The 24,065-nt window shown below is 41.2% G+C and carries 24 protein-coding genes; 6 read left to right on the forward strand and 18 right to left on the reverse strand.

What is annotated here, in order from left to right; translation table 11 throughout:
- Positions 1-80: 80 nt before the first annotated feature.
- From QR40_RS10210 to QR40_RS10220, 3 genes are read right to left on the reverse strand one after another with little or no spacing between them, the layout of a single operon-like run.
- Positions 81-1,940 (reverse strand): ABC transporter ATP-binding protein, encoded by a 1,860-nt coding sequence (locus QR40_RS10210; RefSeq protein WP_044294756.1) that lies wholly within the window; start codon positions 1,938-1,940, stop codon positions 81-83.
- Positions 1,940-3,667 carry an ABC transporter ATP-binding protein gene (locus tag QR40_RS10215; protein WP_044294757.1) on the reverse strand — a complete coding sequence of 576 codons (1,728 nt, stop codon included), beginning with the start codon at positions 3,665-3,667 and terminating at the stop codon, positions 1,940-1,942. Before QR40_RS10215 ends, QR40_RS10210 begins: the two co-directional genes overlap by 1 nt.
- Before the next feature lie 18 nt (positions 3,668-3,685).
- On the reverse strand, positions 3,686-4,120 hold the full coding sequence (locus QR40_RS10220; protein ID WP_044289421.1) for a MarR family winged helix-turn-helix transcriptional regulator: 435 nt from the start codon (positions 4,118-4,120) through the stop codon (positions 3,686-3,688).
- 310 nt (positions 4,121-4,430) lie between these two features.
- Between QR40_RS10220 and QR40_RS32530 the strand changes: the two genes are divergently transcribed.
- Complete coding sequence (locus QR40_RS32530; RefSeq protein WP_255348091.1) at positions 4,431-4,553, forward strand: hypothetical protein; 123 nt, start codon at positions 4,431-4,433, stop codon at positions 4,551-4,553.
- A gap of 218 nt (positions 4,554-4,771) precedes the next feature.
- Here QR40_RS32530 and eutJ read toward each other — a convergent pair whose 3' ends face one another.
- The 5 genes from eutJ to QR40_RS10245 form a co-directional block, all read right to left on the reverse strand.
- Positions 4,772-5,590 carry an ethanolamine utilization protein EutJ gene (gene eutJ / locus QR40_RS10225; RefSeq protein ID WP_044294759.1) on the reverse strand — a complete coding sequence of 273 codons (819 nt, stop codon included), beginning with the start codon at positions 5,588-5,590 and terminating at the stop codon, positions 4,772-4,774.
- A 19-nt stretch (positions 5,591-5,609) separates the two neighbouring features.
- Positions 5,610-6,557, reverse strand: a complete 948-nt coding sequence (locus QR40_RS10230) for a 2-hydroxyacid dehydrogenase (protein WP_044294760.1) — start codon at positions 6,555-6,557, stop codon at positions 5,610-5,612.
- Between the two features lie 70 nt (positions 6,558-6,627).
- The gene (locus tag QR40_RS10235) at positions 6,628-7,446 is read right to left on the reverse strand and encodes a DNA-3-methyladenine glycosylase family protein (protein ID WP_044294762.1); all 819 of its coding nucleotides are present in this window, start codon (positions 7,444-7,446) and stop codon (positions 6,628-6,630) included.
- A 101-nt stretch (positions 7,447-7,547) separates the two neighbouring features.
- The gene (locus QR40_RS10240; protein WP_027294506.1) at positions 7,548-8,558 is read right to left on the reverse strand and encodes an NYN domain-containing protein; all 1,011 of its coding nucleotides are present in this window, start codon (positions 8,556-8,558) and stop codon (positions 7,548-7,550) included.
- 37 nt (positions 8,559-8,595) lie between these two features.
- Positions 8,596-8,934 (reverse strand): hypothetical protein, encoded by a 339-nt coding sequence (locus tag QR40_RS10245; protein WP_152614195.1) that lies wholly within the window; start codon positions 8,932-8,934, stop codon positions 8,596-8,598.
- A 320-nt stretch (positions 8,935-9,254) separates the two neighbouring features.
- Here QR40_RS10245 and QR40_RS10250 point away from each other — a divergent pair, with 320 nt between their 5' ends.
- The 3 genes from QR40_RS10250 (at position 9,255) to QR40_RS10255 (ending at position 12,523) form a co-directional block, all read left to right on the forward strand.
- Positions 9,255-10,862 carry a dicarboxylate/amino acid:cation symporter gene (locus QR40_RS10250; protein WP_044294764.1) on the forward strand — a complete coding sequence of 536 codons (1,608 nt, stop codon included), beginning with the start codon at positions 9,255-9,257 and terminating at the stop codon, positions 10,860-10,862.
- Positions 10,863-10,954: 92 nt separating this feature from the next.
- A complete protein-coding gene (locus QR40_RS31735; RefSeq protein ID WP_160295795.1) occupies positions 10,955-11,119 on the forward strand; it encodes a hypothetical protein in 165 nt (54 codons plus the stop codon).
- A gap of 180 nt (positions 11,120-11,299) precedes the next feature.
- A complete protein-coding gene (locus tag QR40_RS10255; protein WP_044289422.1) occupies positions 11,300-12,523 on the forward strand; it encodes a LysM peptidoglycan-binding domain-containing protein in 1,224 nt (407 codons plus the stop codon).
- A gap of 184 nt (positions 12,524-12,707) precedes the next feature.
- Here the strand turns inward: QR40_RS10255 and QR40_RS10260 are convergent, their stop codons facing one another.
- Together QR40_RS10260 and QR40_RS10265 are read right to left on the reverse strand one after the other, a co-directional pair.
- Positions 12,708-13,721, reverse strand: coding sequence for a nucleotidyltransferase domain-containing protein (locus QR40_RS10260; protein ID WP_044294766.1), 1,014 nt, complete (start codon positions 13,719-13,721; stop codon positions 12,708-12,710).
- 70 nt (positions 13,722-13,791) lie between these two features.
- Positions 13,792-14,421: a CatB-related O-acetyltransferase gene (locus QR40_RS10265; protein WP_044294767.1), complete on the reverse strand. Its 630-nt coding sequence runs from the start codon at positions 14,419-14,421 to the stop codon at positions 13,792-13,794.
- 281 nt (positions 14,422-14,702) lie between these two features.
- On the opposite strand from QR40_RS10265, the gene QR40_RS10270 reads away from it, so the two are divergent.
- Positions 14,703-15,089, forward strand: coding sequence for a desulfoferrodoxin family protein (locus QR40_RS10270; RefSeq protein WP_027294511.1), 387 nt, complete (start codon positions 14,703-14,705; stop codon positions 15,087-15,089).
- Between the two features lie 83 nt (positions 15,090-15,172).
- On the opposite strand, the gene treC is transcribed toward QR40_RS10270, so the two are convergent.
- The 4 genes from treC to QR40_RS10290 all read right to left on the reverse strand — a co-directional run bounded on the left by treC (position 15,173) and on the right by QR40_RS10290 (position 19,719).
- Positions 15,173-16,873, reverse strand: coding sequence for an alpha,alpha-phosphotrehalase (gene treC / locus QR40_RS10275; RefSeq protein WP_044294769.1), 1,701 nt, complete (start codon positions 16,871-16,873; stop codon positions 15,173-15,175).
- A gap of 14 nt (positions 16,874-16,887) precedes the next feature.
- On the reverse strand, positions 16,888-18,819 hold the full coding sequence (treP, locus tag QR40_RS10280) for a PTS system trehalose-specific EIIBC component (protein WP_027294513.1): 1,932 nt from the start codon (positions 18,817-18,819) through the stop codon (positions 16,888-16,890).
- A 196-nt stretch (positions 18,820-19,015) separates the two neighbouring features.
- Positions 19,016-19,432, reverse strand: a complete 417-nt coding sequence (locus QR40_RS10285) for a hypothetical protein (RefSeq protein ID WP_052430790.1) — start codon at positions 19,430-19,432, stop codon at positions 19,016-19,018.
- Positions 19,433-19,440: 8 nt separating this feature from the next.
- Positions 19,441-19,719 (reverse strand): hypothetical protein, encoded by a 279-nt coding sequence (locus QR40_RS10290; RefSeq protein WP_044294771.1) that lies wholly within the window; start codon positions 19,717-19,719, stop codon positions 19,441-19,443.
- A 499-nt stretch (positions 19,720-20,218) separates the two neighbouring features.
- Between QR40_RS10290 and QR40_RS10295 the strand changes: the two genes are divergently transcribed.
- Positions 20,219-20,941, forward strand: a complete 723-nt coding sequence (locus QR40_RS10295; protein ID WP_044294773.1) for a UTRA domain-containing protein — start codon at positions 20,219-20,221, stop codon at positions 20,939-20,941.
- Between the two features lie 64 nt (positions 20,942-21,005).
- On the opposite strand, the gene QR40_RS10300 is transcribed toward QR40_RS10295, so the two are convergent.
- The 4 genes from QR40_RS10300 to QR40_RS10315 all read right to left on the reverse strand — a co-directional run bounded on the left by QR40_RS10300 (position 21,006) and on the right by QR40_RS10315 (position 24,046).
- Positions 21,006-21,263 carry a hypothetical protein gene (locus tag QR40_RS10300; RefSeq protein ID WP_027294517.1) on the reverse strand — a complete coding sequence of 86 codons (258 nt, stop codon included), beginning with the start codon at positions 21,261-21,263 and terminating at the stop codon, positions 21,006-21,008.
- Between the two features lie 17 nt (positions 21,264-21,280).
- Positions 21,281-21,982, reverse strand: coding sequence for a DNA alkylation repair protein (locus QR40_RS10305; RefSeq protein WP_044294775.1), 702 nt, complete (start codon positions 21,980-21,982; stop codon positions 21,281-21,283).
- 62 nt (positions 21,983-22,044) lie between these two features.
- A complete protein-coding gene (locus QR40_RS10310; protein ID WP_044294777.1) occupies positions 22,045-22,812 on the reverse strand; it encodes a GNAT family N-acetyltransferase in 768 nt (255 codons plus the stop codon).
- A 160-nt stretch (positions 22,813-22,972) separates the two neighbouring features.
- Complete coding sequence (locus tag QR40_RS10315; RefSeq protein ID WP_044294779.1) at positions 22,973-24,046, reverse strand: hypothetical protein; 1,074 nt, start codon at positions 24,044-24,046, stop codon at positions 22,973-22,975.
- Positions 24,047-24,065: the final 19 nt, after the last annotated feature.

Consider the following 24,065-nt stretch of genomic DNA (forward strand, 5'->3'; position numbering starts at 1 on the left):
CTTGCATATCTCGCCAGATATCCTTTATTAATCCGTGGTTTACGTGGCATCCAGGCTTTATCAAAAATATTTTGTTGTCCCTATGACAATTCGAACATACCATTATAAAGCTGATAATATTTACCTTCTTGTTCCAATAATTCCTCATGGCTTCCACGCTCAATAATACAGCCATTTTCCAAAACCATAATGGCATTGGCATTTCGAACGGTGGACAGACGGTGAGCTATGACGAATACAGTTCTTCCCTGCATCAGTTTATCCATGCCTTTTTCGATCAGCTTTTCTGTACGGGTATCGATGGAACTGGTTGCCTCATCCAGTATCAGTACCAGGGGATCAGCAATTGCCGCACGGGCAATGGACAATAACTGGCGCTGTCCCTGGGAAAGATTGGTTCCGTCACTGTGCAGCATGGTCTGATATCCATTTGGCAGCCTCCGGATAAAGGAATGGGCATTGGCAAGCTTTGCTGCCGCAACCACCTCTTCATGATCCGCATCCAGTTTTCCATACCGGATATTTTCTTCAATTGTTCCGGTAAAAAGATGGGTATCCTGTAAAACCATTGATAATGAATGGCGCAGGTCATCCTTTTTGATCTGCTTTATATCAATTCCATCATAGGTGATGACGCCTTGATTAATTTCATAAAAACGGTTGATCAGATTTGTAATGGTAGTCTTTCCGGCTCCTGTTGAACCCACAAAAGCGATCTTCTGCCCTGGCTTGGCATAGAGATTTAATTTGTGCAGAATTTCATGATTTTCTTCATAAGAGAAGGATACATCATGAAAACGTACATCTCCTCTCATGGGAACCAGAACTTCTTTTCCATCTTTGTCAGGACAACTCCATGCCCAGTGATGATCCCGCTCCCTGCATGGCACCAGGCTTCCATCTGCGCCTGCAACCACCGGCGTCAGTGTAGTCTTTCCAGCATCTTCCTCTTCTGCTTCTTCAATAACTTCAAATATCCGCTCCGCACCTGCGACTGCCGCCAGTATAAAATTCATCTGCTGAGTAAATTGATTAATCGGCATTGCTGTCTGCCGTACATATACCAGATAACTGGATAAGCTGCCAAGATCCATCAGCCCGCTGATTGCAAACAAACCGCCAATGCACGCTGAAATCGCATAATTCAGATAAGAAATGCTGACAATTACCGGCACCATTCGTCCCCCATGAGTGAGCGCTTCTGTTGCAGATGCCCGGAGTTTTTCATTTCTCCTCTCAAATTCCCGGATATTTTCTTCTTCATGGTTGAACACCTTGACCACTTTAGCGCCTTCCACCATTTCTTCTACAAACCCGTTCAGGCTTCCCAGATATTTTTGCTGCTGTGCGAAATACTTCTGGCTTTTTTTGCTGCTGTAACGGATGAATGCAAACATACAGATAAAAGATACAAAAACAACGAGACTCAGCCTGGCATTTAAAACCACAATCATTACAATCGTTCCCACGGTGACAATAAAGCTTTGTATTACCATGGTGAAACTATTGTTCAACCCTTCCTGTACCGTATCCATGTCATTGGTAAACCGTGACATTAACTCGCCGTGGGTCTTTGCATCAAAGTAAGACAGCGGCAGATTCTGGGTCTTACTAAACAGATCACTTCGGATTTCCTTTACCATTGCCTGTGCCGTTCTCACCATCAACTGGGTATAACCAAAGGTACATAAAACTCCGGTCAGATACATGGTTCCCATAAAGAGCAGCATTTTAATCAGCCCGGGTATATCTCCGGGAACGATATAATCGTTTACAATAGGCTTTAAAAGATAAGTGCCGTAAATATTGGCTCCCGCTGATATTACAACCATAACCGTCACCAGGCATAGCGCAAAGATATGGCGTTTAAAATAGCGCAGCATAGTTTTTAAGGTTTTCTTGATGTTTCTGGGCTTCTTATATCCTATTACTTTTGCCATTATTTATCAGCTCCTTCCTGTCCCGAAGTATATACTTCCTGATAAATGGGGTTTGTCTCCACTAACGTCTCATGGGTTCCTATCGCATTGATACGCCCGTCATCCAATACAATAATCTGGTCTGCATTTTTGACAGAACTGATTCTCTGGGCGATTATTATCTTTGTGGTATCTCCCATGTACTGTTCCAGTCCGTCCCGGATCTTCTTTTCCGTTGCGGTATCCACCGCACTTGTAGAATCATCCAGGATCAGTATTTTAGGACGTTTTAACAATGCCCTGGCAATGCAGAGACGCTGCTTCTGTCCACCGGATACGTTGACCCCCCCCTGACCCAGATCAAAATCCAGACCCTGGGGAATCTTTTTCAGAAATTCGTCAGCACATGCAATATGACATGCCCGGTTAATTTCACTGTCATCCGCCTTTTCATTTCCCCAGAGCAGATTTTCCCGGATCGTTCCCGAAAATAATGTATTTCTCTGTAATACCATACCGATTGCTTCTCTCAAATGCTTCATCGGATACTCTTTTACATCGATACCGTCAATCTTAACGGTTCCTTCCGTCACATCGTACAGCCGCGGAATCAACTGCACCAGCGATGTCTTGGCAGATCCTGTGCCGCCTATGATACCAATGGTCTGCCCTGCTTCGATGTGAAATGTAATATCGCTGAGTACATATTCTTCTGCTTCCTCTTTGTATTTGAAATTGACATGTTCAAAATCGATGCTCCCACTTCCTACTTCTATATCTTTTGCCATGTCATCTTTGATTTCGCTTTGTTCTTCCATGACTTCCTGGATACGTCCTGCACTCGCAACACTTCTGGTAAGCATCATAAATACATTGGAAAGCATCATCAGGGAATTCAATATCTGCAGTACATAACTTAAGAAACCGGTCAGTTCCCCAACCTTCATACTGCCCACAAATATCAGATTGCCGCCAAACCAGAGAATAGCCACAATGGTAAAATACATCACAAACTGAAAACATGGCATATTAAGCACTGCCGTATGAAAAGCTTTTTCGCTGGTAAACTGTAGATTATCATTTACTTCTTTAAACTTTTCCTTTTCATAATTTCCCCGGACAAAGGATTTCACAACCCGGATTGCGATAAGGTTTTCCTGGGTCACCCGGTTCACCATATCCACAGCTTTTTGCATTTTCCCATACATGGGACGCAGTTTCCTTATAATGCAAATAAGTGCAACGGCCAAAATCGGTACTGCTGCCACAAAGACAAGTGCCAGCCTGGCATTAATCACAAATGACATCGTGATTGCCATCACCAGCATGACAGGTGCCCGAACAGCCGGCCGTATTCCTCCGCTGATGGCATTTTGCAGAACAGCTACATCACTGGTAAGCCTGGTGATCAGTGAGGAAGTAGAAAACCGGTCCATATTCCCAAAGGAAAACTCCGAAAGCCGGCGAAATTCTTCCCCCCGAAGCTCTGCCCCAAATCCCTGTCCCGCCAGCGCCGCAAAACGGGCATATAAGATTCCCAGAAACAGTGATAAAAGAGCACACAATGCCATCAGAGAACCTTTCAGAAAGATATACGGAACATCTTTATTCACCACGCCTACGTCAATGATATCTGCCATAATCATGGGAATAATTAATTCAAACATGGTTTCCAGCACTACACAAATGCAGCTAATGTAAAGATATTTTTTATAATTATGAAAATATCTCATGAATTTCTGAATCATTGCACATTCTCCTTCCCGCTATTTGCCGTTTATATTTTCATACATCCGGTTTAAAAAATTCCGATACTGCTCCCGTTCTTCTTCTGTAAATCCCTGCAGGCTTTTTTCATCTGCCTCTTCACAGATTTTTTCCCACTCTCCAAGGGAAACAAGCCCTGCATCCGTCAGTACAATGTGAAATGCCCGGCGGTTTCCCGCTACATCCATTCGTTTTATCAATCCGTTCTTTTCCATCGTATCCAGCATCTTCGACATGGTAGCCGGCTCCACATTGCAAAACGAAGCCAGTTCCTTCTGCATACATGCTCCATGATCATAGAGATAATGCAGAACCTTAGGCTGCCCCACACAAAGTCCCGCTTCCAGAAGTTTGGGGCGGATCATATTTCTCTGGGCATGAAATGTCCTTGAGATAAGCAGGTGGAGGGAATCTTTTTTAATATTTATATTCATTTGTAATACCTCCTATCATTAGTCAACTAACTATTAGTATACTAACTATATCGCTATATGTGACGGGAGTCAATACCTCTTTTGATAATGGAGGGAGGGAGATATCTGTTGTTTTTGGATTGGAATTCATTTTTCGGAAAATATATGCTTTAGATTATCGATTTCTGTTACGGATAGATTTATGATAATTTACAATTGATCTGGGTTTGAAGATTTCATAAATTAGATGAATAGATTTTTTAATACTTCAGCGAATAATTTTATTTTAAATTTGGGTTTCGCTGAGTAATGACGCTTTGTGATGTAGGTAGTGTACGAAAAGATGGGTGTGGGAAACTGGCATGGGCTCCGTCAGCTGGCCGCAGAACTGGTATTTTCTAACCTTTCCGAAGCGCTTTTTGGCGGCACGCGGGCATTCGCTCCGAAATCCTGATGCATTTCGCAGCTCACTGCCCGCTTAGTATCCGATGGGAGCCAGTCGAATACTATCCGCCAAAAAACACTTCGGAAAGGTAAGTAAATACTCAGCTCTGCTCTACGCTTCCTACGCCCATACCAGTTTCCCACACCCATCTTTCCGAGATAGCATTCGTTGATACAAAGCTGGTTTTCTCAGCAGGTTGGAACCCCTGGGCTGTGGCGGGCTGTTCGTTATTGGATAAACACACAATTCATAGCAATACCAACCGGTGTCACCAAAAACGGATTTTCCGGCTTTATTGTTTTAATTCCTGTCTTCTTCTCGAAGATCTCCTCTATTCCTGTAAGGCAGCAAGTTCCTCCGCACAGATAGATTCCTTTGATTTTCTGATCGTGGATATATTTGTTGACAATGGATGCCATTTTTTCGAAAACCGGTTTTACAACCGGGAATATTTCTTTATGATTGCTGTAATCCTGTTTCATTACCTCGGCTTCTTCAAAAGATATGTGATATCTACCGGAAAGAACCAGGGTCACATGGGTTCCTCCTGTTGCCTCGTCCTGAATTTCTTCTACTTTGCCGTTTTTGATGATTGCCAGCCCTGTAGTACCGCCTCCGATATCAACAATTACTCCATCTTTAATCTCATAGACTGAGTTGGCGGCAGATGGCTCATCCAGGATATTGATTACCTCGAACCCCGCCCCTTCCGCTACATAAGTATGGGTCTTTAAACTGCTTTGCGTACCTGCCGGCATTGCAATCGCACATTGTGTCAATTCGCATTTCAAACGTTCTTCCAGCTTTGCCTTTAATTTTTTGACAATCTCAAGTGCGCCCAGATAATCTACCACAACACCGTCTCTCAATACTCTGGCACTTTGCTTTTCACATGCCACGGGCTGATTATTTTCATCTAATACAGCAATTACAATATATGCCGTACCCAGGTCCAATCCTACCTTTAACTTGCCTTTATAGGGGAAAGTTTTTGTCTCAGCTTCTGTGACCTTTTTCATGTACTCATTTACTTTTTCTATATTCATTCAAAAAACTCTCCCGTAATTACAATATTTTATTGATCTGCTCGCCCTTTAACCACTGGTCGATATTTCGGAACACAATTTCAGCTCTGATTTCCATAGATTCTTTTGTAGCAAATGCCACATGGGGAGTTACAATGGTATTTTTCGCATGAAGCAGCGGATGATCGGTATTAAGCGGAGGTTCCACTTCGAATACATCGATGCCTGCTCCTGCAATGCGTCCTTCATTCAGTGCCTTTGCCAGAGTATCTGAATCCACTACGGGTCCTCTTGCAGCATTTATCAGGATCGCAGATTTTTTCATATATCCAATGGTCTCCTGGTTGATCAGATGGCGGGACTGTTCCGTTAACGGGCAGTGGAGTGCTACAATATCTGCTTCTTCCAACAAGTCTTTTAACGGCATATAAGTGATCAGTTCACTGTTCTCCTTCTTTGAAAATCCATTATAGGCAATGACTTTACAGCCGAATGCACTGCAAAGCTGTGCGGTACGCATTCCGATTGCTCCTGTACCTATGATTCCCACAGTTTTTCCTTTTAATTCAAAACCAACAAGACCATCCTTCGTTTTTCCATCCCTGCAGCGTGCTTCCACCTGAGGAACATTTCGAAGAAGTGAGAGTATCATGCCCAGCGTAAGCTCTGCTACTGATTCATTTGAATATCCGGAAGCGTTACTAAGGGCAGCTCCCATTTCTTTTGCGGCCTCCAGATCTACATGATCTACACCGGTAAATGCCACATCTATAAATTTTAAATGGCTGCAATTGCGAATTACTTCCTGTCTCAGCGGCATATTCGCCAGTATCAGGATATCCGCATCTTTGCTTTCTTCCTTTAATACTTCCTCATCACTGCTCTTTTCATATGCGCGGAAGGTATGTCCTGCTTCTTCCAGCGGTTTTATATAGCTTTTTAATATATCCTCGCTGACTGCAAGGGATTCTAACATTACAATATTCATGAAATTACTCCTTTATTCTTTGGTAAAATTAAAAAATTCAAATAGAGTATACATCAGCCGTCCGCAGAAATCAATAGCCCTCAACATCATAATAAAAAGCATACTGCTGCAGAATTCCGGCAAATCCCTGATACTTTGAAAATGGGAAACCCTCCGGATAATGACGGTCTAATACCTTCTGAATATGGGTATCTATGGGAAATGCATCGATATGATGCAGTGCAAACAGACATATGCATTCTGCCACCTTTATTCCAACTCCGCATAACTTTAAAAGTTCTCTTCTGGCATCCTCATAATTTAAATCATAGAGACGGTATAAATCAAAACCTCCGCTTACGACCATATCTGCGGTCTTTCTGATATACTTATTCCGGTACCCCAGGCTGCAGGAACACAGATCCTCTTCACCCAGACCTGCAAGCGCCTCCGGTTTGGGGAACGTATAATATGTTTCATTCCGGAAATTTGTTCTTTTTTCTCCATAGGCTCTGCAAAGAGACTCTACGCATTTTTTAATCCTCGGAATGTTGTTTTGCTGGGATATGATAAAAGTAATTACCATTTCCCAAAGCTCCTGGCGCAGGATGCGGATCCCTCTGCCATATGCACAAGCGTTTTGCATGTACAGATCCTTACTTTCAATCTGTGCCTTAAATGCTCCATAATCTGTCGTAAGATCAAAGTAAGAATCCCAGATCTCACGAAATTCATTCTCTTCACAGAAAAAAGTGATTTCTTCCTCCTGCTGCACTATCTCCAGATACCGCTCCCGGGCTATCAGGGAATAGCTGCCGTCTTCCCTTTTGTTCAAGCGGAAACACTGCCCGGAATCAGCAATCTGTGCTATATCAAAGTCCTTAATGATCTTTATTGTCTTTTCTGTCATGTATTTTCCTTACTGTCTTTTGTGTAAATGTATTATATATAAATTTCTTATCTCCGGTATCTGTATCTTTGTTTAAAGCAATTGATTAGTACCTCATACTTCTAATCATTCGACTTTAAATGTACAATTTTATTTTTCGTTCGGTTTTCAATTATTTCTAACTGCCCAATACTCTGTACAAATTTTGCAAAAGTTGCATAACCGTAATCCTTCACTTTAAAGTTATCAAATTTCCGGTGAATCCGATTGCCTAAGAATGCCAGTTCCATGCCTTCCCTGCCGCTGCTTCGTACCAGGTTAATGGCATATTCCGACAGCTGCTCTTTCTTAATATTGTTATCTTTCATACGAACCATGATGGCATTATTGTTCTTGGTAAGTTCAAAGCTTTCCATTTCTTCCAAAAACTTTGACAGGGAACTGTATCCATAATTACGGACATCAAAATCCGAATATTTCTTCACCAGCCGGCTTCCGATTTCCCCAAGCCCGGTCATTCTGTCCTTGTCATCATTTTCTGTTATAATGGATACGATGTCATTCTCAATGACACGTTTGCTGATAATACTGCTGTCTTCCATCCCCGGCTGGCTGTCTCCCAGGCGGCTTCTGCTGCCGATTGAGCTGTCACTTAATCGGCTCTTATGAACAAAGACTTCTTCCTGTGTTTCTTCATCCTGCTCCAGCAAAATCTCCAGATTCGTAAATACCGTACAGGCAGCACGGAAAGATCTTGGAGTCTTTTCCTCTCCCATTCCGATTACATCTTTACCGGATTCCCGCAGCCTCCCCGCTAACCGTGTAAAGTCGCTGTCGCTGGAAACGATACAGAAACCATCTACATTATTGGTATACAATATATCCATGGCATCAATAATCAATGCGGAATCGGTTGCATTTTTCCCTACGGTATTGCTGAACTGCTGGATTGGCATAATAGAATTCTCAAGGAGTGCCTGTTTCCATCTCGTCGTCTGCGCACTGGTCCAATCTCCATAAATTCTCTTGTATGTGATGACTCCGTACTTGGTCATTTCATTCAGAATACAAGATATATATTTTGAAGAAATATTGTCTGAATCGATCAATACTGCAAATGTTTTTTCTCTCATTTTTTTGTTACCCTCTTTTCATTTCATATCATGTGAATTAATACAATAGACTCCGAAGCAGTTCTTTCAAGAGCTGTTCCAGATCCGCTACTGCACATCCGCCCTCATTTCGGTCATCTTCAAACCCGCTATAATAGCCATACAGAAGTTCCAATTGCAGCCAACGTCCCTCTTTTACCGCCTTTATTACTATATCTGCTGCAGAATTATTTTTGTAAACATAACGGGACAGCGCTCTTGCAACCCCGTCAATATTTCTCTTATCTAACAACCTTTCTTTGGAAGCCCGGTTCAGCTTTTCTGCCAGTTCCGGATTGTCCTTCATTATTTCGTCGTAGTCTTTCCCTTTTTCCAATCTCCCGATCTTCTCCTTCATTTGGCACTTATTGCGTAATTTTTCTTATTTTATTATAATTTAAATGAACGCAAATAGCAATGTTATCTGAGGGATTCTTTGATAAAGTTATTATTTCCTACTCCGGACGCGTATACTTTCCTTAACTTTCAGAATCAATCTTAACCTTTTCATAAGTTTATCTTCACTTTTTATAAATGATTGCACATACATTTTTTATTGTTTTCTACATCAGGTATGGTATACTCTTTTAATATAATTTGAAACTTATACATAATATAAATATACAGAGCGGCTAACAAAATCTCTTAGATTGCTCCCGAAAAGGATGTGATAGCAAGATGTTAATAACAAAGAAATTTATATTGTCGGAACAGAATGCGGATATGGTTGCAGATCTCATAGAAGAAACATTGCAGCAGCTTTCTGCAGCACCGGAAGAAATATTAAAGATACGTCTCTCTTTGGAAAAGGCACTGGATAGCTGGATGGAAAAAGGATTGGCACCCAATTCCGGCGAATTAATTATCCAGACACGTCTGAAAAAAATACAGATAACACTGAAGGTACAGGGCAAAGAGGCAAACCCTTACGAGCAGAATGATGATGACCAGTTTGGAGATGCATTTTTCAGCCAGCCGTTTCTTGCGGCTATTGGCAGCGGATGCGGCTATGTGTACTCCAAGGGAATGAATATTGTTTCAGTTAGTATCAAGCACAAGGCTTCCAACCCATTTTTGCCTATCGCAATTGCGATCATCCTGGCACTGGCCGCAGGTGTGGTAACCCATTACCTGCCTATAGATGCTTCTGATTTTCTGCTGAACCAGGCAGCAATCCCTCTATTTGACACATTTGCCGGTATTCTGACAACGGTGGTCTGTCCTATGCTGTTTTTTGCCGTTGTATGGGGAATTTACCATATCGGAGCACCGAACCGGCTGGGAAGTGTGGGCAAAAAAGTACTGCAGCACTTTAGCGCAATTCTCATAACAATGACCATATTAGGAGGGATTGCGGCAGCCTTGTTCACAAAGGTGCATTTTCCCTCAACAGGTGCAGACGGCATTCAGGCAGAATCCATTTTTCAACTGCTACTTGATGCCATTCCGGAAAATGTCATCGACCCGTTCCAGACCGGAAATGCCATACAGATCATTGTTCTGGCTATACTTGTGGGAATGTCAATGGTACTGCTGCAACACCGGATCAGCATTGCCGGACAGTTAGTTGAACAGTGCAATGCTATATCGCAAAGTATTTTAGGATTTATTTCCGCCGTTTCACCGGCTTTCGTTTTTTTAAGTATTTACCGGCTTATCGTAGGCAATTACATACCTCTTCTTTTATATATGCTGCAAATGGCAGGTGTCTATCTGCTATGCATGGCAATTGTATTCCTCCTGTATCTGGTATCGGTAAAGGTAAAAGAGGGAATTTCGCCAATCCGTATATTGAAGAAAATTATGCCTTCCTCCTTTCTTGCCTTAGTAAATGCTTCCTCATCCGCAGCTTATTCTGATATGCGAAACAACTGCGATAAGAAACTGGGTATTGACCACCGGCTTTCCAAATTTACCATTTCCTTTGGAAGCGTTGTATTTAAACCTGCTACCGTGGTGCATTTAATACTGCTTACTGTATTTGCTGCACAGGCATTCGAGATCAAAATAACCATAGCTATGCTGGTAATTACCATGATTGTGTCATTTACACTGGCTGCGGCAGCTCCATCTATTCCCGGTGGATTTCTTGCAGGTTATGCCGTTCTTTTTATACAGGCCGGAATTCCCGCAGAAGCACTTGGATTGGCGGTCATTGCTGATATTGTTATGAATGCCTTAAATGCTGCAATTAATGTAATAATTTTACAATTTGAAGTTTTACATTGTGCGAAAAGGTCAGATTTGCTGAATACTGAAGTCTTAAACGATAATACACTCTCATAAGAAATTGCCTGCTGTGCATACTAAGTAATATGGCAGGCGATTGCCATAACACTTATGCAAAGTATATGCATGAAAAGAGAGGAGATTTGAATATGGAAAACAAAGGTTATAATAATTATGATGTTACCGAACTTCCCCAGTCCTGTAAATCCGTTATGGAACACATGGTAAACGAACTGGACAAAGAGGAAGAAGAAGCAGCAGCACAATCCAGTACAAAAAGTAAAAGTAAAAAGAAGAAGAAAAAGAATTCATAGCCGCAAAAGCATCCGGATTATTTTAAATCCGGGTGCTTTTCTATTATCCGGCACATTTTTATTTTCTGTCACTTTTGAATTACTCTACTCTCATTTTTCATTTCTTTGCAATGATTTCATAACAATTTTTTTCTTGTACCATATATTATCTTAAAACGAATATTTGACAAAGGAGGGTTTATGCTCAAGAAAATTTTAGCCATTCTCTTATCTACGTTACTGCTGTTTTCTTTTTTTCCTGTATTTATTGTTTGTGCGATTCCTCCTTCCTCACATCCCCTCTACCTTGGTATTGACGTGAGCTTTTATCAGGAAGATATTGATTTTGAACAGGTTGCTGACTCTGGAATTCAGGTTGTTTATATACGTTCCAGCCTCGGTGGCGATTATATTGATCCAAAATTTGAAGACAATTACGCCAAGGCCTCTGCTGCCGGGCTGTCCATTGGCTTTTACCATTATGTAACCGCAAGAAGCATCTCCCAGGCACAGTATCAGGCACAATTTTTTGTAAACACTATCCAAGACAAGGACTTCGACTGCAGGCTGGCTATGGATTTTGAAGATCTGCAATATCTGACAGATACAGAAATAAATGCCATTGGATTGGCATTTATCCAGACTGTAGAACAGTTAAGCGGTAAGAAAGCTGTGGTCTATAGTGATTCCTATAATGCAGGTTACACATTTAGCGGAGCGATTACTGACTACCCACTGTGGGTAGCCGAATATGGCGCAGCTTCCCCATCCGATAATTCAAATTGGAATTTCTGGGTTGGCTGGCAGCATTCGGACACAGGCAGGATTCCGGGAATCAGTACAAATGTCGATCTGGACTATTTTACCGATGGCATCTTTCTGGACAACAGCGGCCCGGTAAATCCTGTTCCTCCCCCACCGGAACCCTCTACTTCATATGTGGAATACCGGGTTAAATCCGGTGATACACTTTGGAATATTGCCCAGCTCTATCACACCAGTATTACCGCAATTGCAAACGAAAATGCTCTTGCAAACCCCAATCTTATTTATCCCGGTCAGATACTGCGCATTCCCATACCGGATAATACACCGTCTGAAGATACGTACCTGACCTATACGGTAAAACCAGGGGATACACTCTGGGCAATTTCACGAAATTACCATACCAGTATTGCAGACCTTGTAAAACTGAATCAGATTCACAATGAGAATCTGATTTATCCTGGCCAAAAACTCAGAATTCCCTGTACGCCGGATTCCGGTTCTTCAAAACCGGTTCAATGGTATACGGTAAAATCCGGCGACACCCTCTGGGCTATAGCCGCTAAATACAACACTACAATCAGCGCTCTTGTATCTGTTAACCATATTTCAAATCCAAACTTTATTTTAATCGGGCAGAAACTGCAGATTCCAAGCTAAGTAAAATGTGCTGATAACATGAATGAATTTTCAAACACGTTCTGTGGCGGATGAAAAATAGAATTCAGGGCATATCTGATTGCAATTAAAACTACCCTGCAATATTGTTATACAATACTGCAGGGCAGCTTAAATTATCTTTTCATTTAATTACCTTTCCCATTCAATACATATACGAATTTATTTACGCTTTAACTACTCTTTCATTAACACTCATAACAAAATCTTCGATTTTCTTTTTGTCAGGTGCATCCGGCAGACCGGTATTTCTCGCCGCATTATCCAATCGTTTTTCATAACCCGACAATATTTCATAAAACTCATCCCGGTACATGCCGTCTTCTCTTTGAAATGCTCCATTTCTGACACTCATCAACAAATCATGCTCTTCTTCCCGGTAAGTACAAATCTCTTCTTTTTCCAGAATATCAATGGCCATCATAAAAAGCCGCAACAGATGCATCGCATGTTTATTCAGATGATTTTCATCTTTCTTATGATTGCGTTTACCAATTTTGTCATACTCTTTTACCACATTGTTTATCTCACACCAGATATTGCGGTAATCTCTCAATGGATAATGGGACAAATCTGCATCCATAAAAATCTCCTGCTCAAATTCAGGGTTTACAGCTTGGTCCAGATAAATATTGATACTTCCATTTCCAAACTGTGCGTAACGCTCCTGAAAATTGTACATGGCATTTTCTACAGACCGCAATATATGCTGTTCCTTCTCTGCCTGGGGCATTGTATCCCTTGCCAGAGCATTTTGCAGTCTTCGCAGCTGCTGACCGGCATAACCACCGAAGGAGTGAATAGCGCGCTTTGATAAAAATAATTTCTTATGATCCAGCAGTTCCTGTCCCACCGGGGATAAATACAGATAATGTTCCTGTTTTAGTCCCAGCATTTCACAGGTATTGGGATTACAGTCCATTAACAGCTTTATAATCTTGTTAAAAGTGTAAATTGTAGTGTCTGTTTTATCATCTGCATATTGATCATAGCTGCTCAGTCCGATCAGATCCGACTTGCGGTTGAGGGTAATCCCACGGACATCATAATCGCTGAATTCGTTATTTGTTCCATACGCATAGCTTCCTGCAACAGAAAGGAGAATCAGGTTCTTTCCCAGATGCTCATCCTGCCAGAGGAAATTATACTCCGGTGTATGTATCAGGTTTTTAAAGTTCATGGTTGTACCCTGTGGTATATCGCAGATAAATCTGCGATATACTCACAAACTTTCCTCTCTAGTTAGAAAATCACTTTAATCCACGAATCTCTCCGCTCATGATCAAAGAAAGATTCTTCTTTATTTTTTCACTCGTCCAATCCCACCATTTTAATTCCAGCAGGTCTTCCACTGTCTGCCTGTCAAAGCGCATTTTAATCTTCTTTGCGGGAACTCCGCCTACAATGGTATAGGGCGGCACATCCTTTGTTACTACCGCTCTGGTTCCGATTACAGCCCCATCTCCGATATGCACGCCTGCCATAATTACGGCTTCATATCCGATCCAGACATCATTTCCAATCATGATATCACCCTTGTTATCCCATGCATCAGTTACATGTTCTTTCTTCAAATCCCACTCTTCAAAAAAAATGGGAAATGTATAGTTAGAAAGAGATCCCATAGCATGATTGGCGCTGGTGAACATGAACTTTGCTCCACAGGCAATGGAACAGAATTTCCCAATGACCAGCTTGTCTTTATTCACGGGATAATGGTACAGAACATTATTTTTTTCGAAATCTGCAGGGTTTTTTACAAAATCATTATAGATGGTGTATTTTCCTACTTTGATATTTGGGTTTGTTACTACCTGGTCTAAATATACGGTCTCTTTATCATTACTTCTTGGATATATTTTATTTACTGGAATAGTCATTTCAAATCCTCCTGTTTTTATGCTGATTTTCTTTTTTACTATTCCAGTTTATGCAATACAGCGTTTCACCTGGGTCCGCCTCCTATTTATATCTCCTGTTCATAATTCCCCTGTTCACGGGATGTCAGTATTTCGATTATTTTTACACATTATATTATATTCTTACTGTTTTGCCAAGCGTTTCTTTTATTTCATTTTTCAAAGAAAATCATTCCCTATACATAAGATATCTATTTAAGGCAAAAATAAACAGGGTAAATATAAGAATTGGAGGTATCAACATGCATTTAGAACCAAAATTTATTATTGATAGAGAAAACCATCTCGTCCTTGAAGTGATCAGTCCCGGCAACCCAACAGCATCCTGTACCTGTCAGGATTTTACCGAACTGAAACCCAATACATCTGAGGGTGCTTCGGAAAAACATCTTCCCATTATTGAAATCAGCGGTAATCAGGTTACTGTTAAAGTCGGCAGTATCTATCACCCAATGACAGAAGAGCACAGCATTGCATGGGTGTATCTGCAGACAAAAATGGGCTGTCAGAGAATAAATCTCTGTCCAACCTGTGAGCCGGTAGCAAATTTTGTATTAACTGACGGAGATGAAGCAATTGCAGCTTATGCTTACTGCAATCTGCATGGTTTCTGGAAAACAGAAGTCTAAAGAAATATAAAAACAGCCGGATCAAATCTGATTTTAATAAAAAATCATTTTTGTTTCCGGCTGCTTTTTATAATCATATACTTTTATTTCTTATAATATAACCTTGTCTCATATGGACGCAGAACCGTCACTTTCTCAGGAACCTGACTATCATAACCTTTCATAAGGCCCTGGCTATCATAACTTTTCATAAGGGCCTGCCCATCATAATTTCCCAGAAGACATTGATAATCCCCCAGATCCATTCCCGGATCCCACCCTGCTTCTTTTCCATAGAAGTTACTTGCTGCCACTAGTACTTCACCTTTATAGGTGCGCTTGTAAACCATTACAGATGGGTTATTTATATCCAGCGCTTCAAAATCCCCATAGGCGATCACTTCATAATCTTTACGCAGGCTGACCAATTTCTTATAGTAATAGAAGATCGAATCCGGATCATCCAACTGCTCTCTGGCATTAATTTTCTTATAATTAGGATTTACCTCTATCCATGGTTCTCCTTTTGTAAATCCTGCCTGGGTTTCCTCACTCCACTGCATGGGAGTACGGCTGTTATCCCTGGAATGTGCCATAAGAATCTGATATGCCTGTTCTTTGCTTAATCCTTTTTCCTGAAGGATCTGAAAATGGTTCAGGCTTTCCACATCCCGATACTGGGAGATATCTACGAATTCTGCATTAGTCATTCCCAATTCTTCTCCCTGGTAAATATAAGGGGTTCCTCTCAGACAATGAATCACCGTTGCCAGCATCTTCGCAGATTCTTTCCAGTACTTTTTCGTATCCCCAAAACGAGAAACCACTCTTGGCTGGTCATGATTACACCAAAACACCGCATTCCATGCATGATTTTTTGCCATATTCGTCTGCCAGTCAAATAGGATCTGCTTTAATTTTGCAAAATCATAAGGTATCAGTACCCATTTTTCGTTACCCATAAAATCCACCTTAAGGTGATGAAAACTAAAAACCATGGAAAACTCTTTTCCTTCTTCTCCAGCATATTGATAACAGTTTTCCATAGAAGTACTGGACATTTCCCCTACAGTAATTATTCCTTTTTCTTTTCCAAATGTCTTTTCATTAAGCTCTCTTAAATACTTATGAATATTGGGACCATCGGTGTAAAACCTTCTGCCGTCCCCTTCATAATCATCTTCAAATGCTTCCTTGCTGATCAGATTCACCACATCAAACCGGAATCCTTTCACACCTTTCCCCATCCAGAATTGAACTATTTCCTGCATTTCTTTTCGTACATCCTCGTTATCCCAGTTCAGGTCTGGCTGGGATACATCAAATAAATGCAGGTAATACTCGTCAAATGCCTCTACATACTCCCAGGCATTACCACCGAACTTGCTTTCCCAGTTCGTTGGTGGAATTCCAGATCCTCTTCCCTTTTTAAAAATGTAATAATTTTTATATTTCGCATCACCCGCTAATGCTTTTTGAAACCATTCATGACGGTTTGAGGTATGGTTAAATACCATATCCAGCATAAGTGATATTTCCCTTTTCGCCGCTTCTTTTACCAGATTTTCGAAATCCTCCATTGTCCCGTAAGAAGGATCAATCTGATAATAATCTGCAACGTCATAACCGTTATCCTTCTGGGGTGATAGAAAAAAAGGAGTCAGCCAGATGTAATCTATCCCCAATTCTTTCAAATAATCCAGTTTGCTGATTATGCCCCTCAGATCACCGGTTCCGTTTCCTTTACTGTCAGCAAAGGATTTTGGATAAATTTGATAAACTGTGCTTTTCTTAAAATCTGTCATGGTGCCATCCTCCTCTATTCATATGCCGCAATAACAGTTTCTCCTGCTTCTGCCTGCAAGTTAGACAGGAAGCGTATATTAGATGCATTCCCTTCATCGGTTACAATAAATACCGTAGTTGCCGGATGACCGGCTTTTTTAATTTTCTCTTTTGAGAAGCGAATCAATGGATCGCCGCAGCGAACGGTATCTCCTTCTTTTACAAAGAGTTCAAATCCTTCTCCATTCATATCTACAGTATCAATCCCTACATGAATCAGGATCTCCATTCCATTTTCCAGTACAAGACCGCAGGCATGTCCGGAATCTTCCATTACAACACTTACGGATCCGTCCGCAGGTGCAACTACTGTCTCGCTCTCCGGTTCTATTCCAACACCTTCTCCCATAATTTTCTGTGAAAACACATCATCCGGTACTTCCTCAATCGGAATAATTTTACCGGTTAAAACAGACATCAGAACCTGTTCTTTTTTGGAAGGAGCAGCGGCATCCATTTCTTTAGCTGTATCCACCTCTGCTGCCGCGATCCCTCTCTCCTGTAAAGTAAGTTTCTTTTTCCCCATAATCCATGTCAGAACAAATGGTACTACCAGTACGATCAGCATACAAATGGCAAACACCGCCATAAACTCTGTTTTAATGGAAAGAATTCCGGGAATACCTCCAACGCCTACTGCATTAGCCATTACCCCGGTACTTACCGCCAGTGCGCCTGCTATACCGGAACCGATCATTCCGCTGATAAACGGAAAACCTGCTTTTAAATTGACACCGAATATTGCCGGCTCGGTAACACCTAAGTAACAGGAAATGCATGCCGGTATTGCTACCTGCTGAGCACGTTCATTCTTCTTCTGTAATACGATCATAGCTAAAACGGCGGAGCCCTGTGCAATATTGGAAAGGGCTATCATAGGCCACAGAATTGTGCCCTGGTAATCCGCAATCAGCTGTAAATCTATTGCATTGGTCATATGATGCAGCCCCGTAATTACTAAAGGTGCATAAATAAATCCAAAGAATGCTCCAAACAATCCCCGGAAGCTTGAAGTAAGCCCTGCATAAACGCCTGCCGAAATCCAGGAACCCAGCTGCCATCCAATCGGACCTAAAATACCATGGGCAACGATAACGGAAAGCAGCAATGACATAAACGGAACCACAATCATGCTGATAGCCGCAGGTGTGATTTTCTTAAAAAACCGCTCCAGATATACCAGGGTAAATCCGGCAAGTATCGCAGGAATAACCTGTCCCTGATATCCCGCCATCTGCATTTGAAAGAAGCCAAAATCCCAGTACTTCATTGCCGCCTGCCCTACCTCGTAGGCATTGAGCAGCTGCGGAGAGACCAACGTAATTCCCAGCACAATACCAAGAATCTGCGTAGTTCCCATTTTTTTCGTGACAGACCATACGATTCCAACCGGAAGAAAATGAAATACCGCTTCTCCAATCAGCCAGAGAAAACTGTATATCCCGCTCCAGAACACGGAAACATCGGTCAGTGTCTTGGTCCCGCCTTCCAGAAATTTAACATCACCAATAATATTACGGAATCCGAGAATTAAACCGCCTACAATAATTGCAGGTATCAGCGGCGCAAAAATTTCAGCCAGATTTGATACTCCTTTTTGCAGCGGATTCTGCTTTTTCTTTGCTTCCTGTTTCACCTGGTCTTTACTGACGCCTTCTATTCCTGCATATTTGGTAAATTCATTATAAAAACCGGACACATCATTTCCTATAATGACCTGATACTGCCCCGCCTGGGTAAATGTACCTTTTACACTGGGAATTTTTTCGATTTGCTTTTCATCTGCCTTCTCCTGGTCTATCAGCACAAAGCGCATTCTGGTCATGCAGTGTGAAACTGCCTGGATGTTATCTCTTCCCCCGATAAGCTCCAATAATTTTTTAACATCATCCGTATAATTTGCCATTTCTAACCTCCCAATCCATATAAAATAACTTGTTTGAACAAGTACAGTATAGCAAACTTGTTTAAACATGTCAACACTTTTAAAAAAAGTTTTCATGCTTCATTTACCTGTCTGAGAAAATTAAAAAATCACAAAAAGGATACCTCTTCCATTTTTCTGCAAAAATTTGCACCCATTCATTCAGCGTAGTTTCCCATTACTGCATCTGCTTCTGAAACTCCTCAGCGGTATTTGAAACCGTCGCTATTCTAATCCACTTCGTCAGTACATCCACATCTTTTTCTGTGACAATTCTTTGCTTTAAATCATCTGATATCATTCCCTTAATATTTAAAATTTCCAGAACGGCTTCTGCCTTTCCCTGAGACATTCCCTGGGTTATTCCCTGGGTTAAGCCCTGCGCTATACCATCATTTACTAACATCTGTCCTAACCTTGTCATATTTATCACCCCTTTTATTTCATCCATTTCTTCATTCTTCAAAAATTTCTCAGCCAATGCATAAATTACAGCCTGGATTTTTTGTGATTCTTCATCCTTCATGCACCTCTCTTTTTCCAATATCTGAAAAGCGTTTTTTATGCGGTCTTTGATGGGTATTTTTCCCTGCATCAGCGGTGTTAATACCAGAGAGACCAAATCCTCCCGTGAAATAGGCCTCCGCCATTTGTTGACTGAAACTCAAAATGTTTCCAGGTTCCATCTTCCATTACCAGATTCATATCCTCATACAGCCTTTTTATTTCTATATGAATTTCTTCTGTTGGAGCAATCCGTTTCACCTTACCCTGGATACCCAAATAGGGAAGCATCTCATCTGCAAAAAAACGAACCATCGTTTTCATTGCCGAGTCTTCAATTTGATTGGCACTATTCTGCTTTTGTTTCTCTTCCTGCATACAACCTCTCTTTCTATTTACTTATGCAGAAATTTACCTATTTCAAATACAGGGCGCAATTAAACAGAAACGCTCCGGCATTACAGATAATGGTTTTCCTTTTACATTGTTTTATAAGTGAATTTTGCTTTGATATAAAGCTTAGAATTGAATCTGAAATCAGAAGTTAAATCTTAAATTATTAATACGAATTAATGAATGCAGCCAAAATAGATAAACTTTTGCGCGAAACCAATATCTTACAAAAATAATAGCAAATTATCTGTTTGCTGTCAATTACTTTATTCTTCTGAGAAGGATTATAAATACGCAAATACCATCTCATTCGATGCAATGGAGCCGTGTGCAGCACACTTTGGTAAGGCAGCCTTCTCCAGCAACCGCGGATACGATGATAACAAGATGATTTTGAAAATGGATGAGTTTTTTCCTTGACATTCTCCTGACCCGATTTATAATAGTATAAAGATGTTTAAACAAGAATAGAAAGGGTGTTAATATGCCAAAAGCAAAATACGACATCATTTATCAGGATATTAAACGAAAAATAGAATCCGGGGAATTTGCATTCCAAGAACTGCTTCCATCGGAAAATACCATGGTAACCACTTATAACTGTTCCCGCAATACAATCCGCAGAGCAGTCAGCAGCCTTGTTACAGAGGGCTATGTCCAGACGCTGCATGGCAAAGGTGTCCGCAATATCTTCAAACCTGTGGAACAGAATTCCTTCACTCTGGCGGGGATTGAATCTTTTAAAGAATCTGCACTTCGCAATAACAGGACAGCAAAAACACAAGTATTGTGTTTTGTAGATGATCTGGTCAGTGACGAAAAAATCGAAAAACGTACCGGATTTCCGATAGGAAGTGAGCTGTATTATATTCAGAGGCTTCGTTATCTGGACCAAAAAGCCCTGATCATCGATCACAATTATTTTCTGAAAAGTGTTGTAACAGGACTTACTGCTGATATAGCCCAAAACTCCATTTACGACTATCTGGAGCAGATCCTAAATATCTCCATAGTCACCAGTAAACGTACTATGACGGTAGAGCGGGTAACTGAGATTGATGAAAAATATATGGAATTAAATGGATATAACTGTATGGCCGTAATCAGCAGTCAGACTTACAATGATGATGGTGTCATGTTCGAATTTACCCAATCCCGCCACCGGCCTGATTATTTCTGCTTTCAGGATACGGCAACCAGAAAATAAAAATCCCGTAAGCAGACAGAAAGACAAGGACACTGTCTGCTTACGGAATTTCTCATGTGAAACACTAATTTACATTTCTGGAATTAAAGTCAACCATAACACGTGTTACTTCTTCAATATATTCTTCTTTTAACAACAATAACAGCTTTGGCATAAATTCATCCAGGTATTCTTTCGTCAGTTTACCCTGATCCATTCTGTAGAAACTGTCAGTAAGAAGACCTTTCGCCTCTTCTTCACTGCCGGGTGCCACCCGCTCCATAATAAATTCTAAAAAGCGGTTTTGCCCCTGTTTTTGAGATTCATTTTCCATTTCGCTCACTGTTCTTCCTCTTTCTATCAATGATTGTTCTTTCTATTATTGGCTTTTCTTCGGTTCTCTATACCTTTTTGTATCCACTCCGGCGCATAGGCCGAAGTACATCCTTTTGCTACTTTTAATTCCTTATAAATCCCAAGTTTTTCTCCCATTGCAATACACCGGTCTGTATACTTGTCATCACGGATTCCGGCTTCGCACAGGAAACGGTTCATCGCCCACTGCTTTGCAGCAGGTGCACCTGCCAGATGTTCTTCTATATATACCAGTAATTCCTCGATTTCGTCATCCGGCAATTCGCCCTTTATTAAAAGTGCAACCGCCAGATCCCAACCTCCCTGTCCAATTCGATCATCGTCTATTTTCGCCCATTTTTTCAAATATTGTTTCGCATAACTGCTCAATGATAAAGCACGGAATATGAGCTCGTCAACCAGATTAGAAGTATATGCATCCTTTATTAATTCTTCAAAATCATGTTCCCGCAGCAGCTTACTGTCAAACAGCATTGCGGCCAGGACCATGGCATCATAATTTCTGCTCTCCCATAATTCCAGCGCCAGGGTATGGTTTGTTTTAATCTGCTTTGCCAAAGCACGCAGTTTCCCCATGGCAATACCAAATTGATTATCATCAGCCCCCAGTTTTTTATTGTATTTTTTTCTTTTGTCATCCCCCATTTCGGATAACTGCTTCATGATTTCTTTAAATTCCCTGCTCATGTAACCTGCCCTCTCTTATCAGCTCTACTCGCATTTCCACTTACTTCGAATGTTATCTGCTGTCACTTAATCATTTCCTCCACCTTTTTCTTATCAATCGCTGTCATTTCCACCCATGCGGGTCGAAATCCACTTCTGACTGCATTGCGGACGGAACCGATATTAGACCATGCCGCACAATAAAACGGTACCTTGCCACGGTTTAATACCTCGATTGCCAGCCTGCTGGTCAGTGCCGATGCAATACCTCCTTTACGATATCCCTGCAAAACATCAATGCCGATCTGCCACATCGTATCGCAGTCTGCAGAACAGCCCGCCATTCCAATCATTTTACCTTCGTCAAAAGCTGCCGCAGCCAGCACATCCAGGTGTTTTCTTTTCTCGCAAAGGGCATTGCTCCATTCTTCGGTATAGAGTTCTGCGAAATCTTTTGGTTCCAGAATTCGAATTTCATAATCACAGGGCTGTGGGGTTACCTGTGTTACGTCCGGCAAAAAATATTCCGCCATAAAACATATGGACTTATCATATTTTTCAAATTCCTTTGACAGCACATGAATATCCGGCGTTTCAAAGCAGTGTTCCACCTGAAAACGATTTACGTAACCAGCAACAAACTCTTTCACTCTGGGATCAACAGAAGCCACAATATTGTTTCCATAAGAAACCAGATTGCAGAAAAAAGGCAGCTCCAGATAACGCCTTGCCTGGTCATTTGCCTTTGATATAACAACTTTATTTTCACCTTGCTTAAAATCCTCCACACTGCAATTCAGATCGAATGCTGATTGCTGCATAGCAATTTCCATTATTTCTTTATTTGTCATAAAGCCTCCCTTACCTAATTACAGGTTCACGTAATCGTCAGCTTCTTTTGAAGTAACATTTGCTTTTATTTTAATGCATTCGGAACGCTATGTCTATTCATGAATATTTATTTTTATATTTTCTATTGCAAAGCAGCATTTATTTCTACTCTTTAAAGGGTTAGAAAACCTTTTTCTTATAAACAGAAGCTATTCTTAACAAGTCTTCTGCATCCTCCTGTGATTTTGCATTTATCGTATACATCACACCTTCCGGGCGCAGATTTTCAAGCATCACTTCCAGCTCTTCTGCCCTTACCTCAATCTGAATCATTTTACCTGCATCCTGAATCTTTTTCAATACTTCAATCCAGTGAGAAGCCGTAGGCTGTCCTGCACCATACACCCATTGGATCCCCTTTAAATGATCTATTTTCAATAAGCGGTCTAAATGCTTCAGAGCATCCGGTCCATCCAGATGATAGATGCTGGCATCTAAGAATTTCAGCTCTTCTTCCAGTTCTTCCACCACCAGTTCTTCATACATTTGTTCTGATATCATACAGGAAAAATCGCAGCAGGTTGGATACCATCTGCCCTCATGCCAGATCCCCATCCAATTAGTACTGCCCTTCTGACATGCTGTCGTCAGTGCATACAGCTCGTCATAGATGAATTTGAAACCGTCTAGCAGATCCATAGCTCCTTTTTTAATAAACTCCGGATTATCCAGTGTATCCATACAGAGTTCCTGAGGCCCCCGCATGGATACTAACCCATCCAGCCCAGGATGAATATCTGTGATGCCAACCAAATATTTATCTTTTCCATCTTCTACCGCTGCTTTCGTCATTTCTATCATTTTACGGTAATACTCATTCTGGGTCTGGAGAAGAAATCCCTGATATTCCTCTACATCATCATCACTTAAAAAAGGAATAGACCAGCTGGTATCCGCGCCAAATGCAAGCTCTGTTCCATAACAAGCAGCAAAATAATCCGGTCCAAGGTTAGGATTCAATGCTGGAAATGCCTCCCCTCCGTAATAGGTGTTCTGCATTTCCCGGTTATTGCTTTTTATCATATACTCAGTATCCATCCATTGTTCCTTTAAAGAACCAGGAAAACACTCTGCTCTGCTTTGGGCATCCTTCTTCGGTGCCCGGATGCTTAAGATCGGACGGTCATGATTTTCTAATGCCCAATACTCTTTATATCGCACCATTATCTTATCCCAATTATTACAATATAACATATTTTACTCCTCCGTTTGT

The organism is Robinsoniella peoriensis (genome assembly GCF_000797495.1).
Classification (GTDB): Bacteria; Bacillota; Clostridia; order Lachnospirales; family Lachnospiraceae; genus Robinsoniella; species Robinsoniella peoriensis.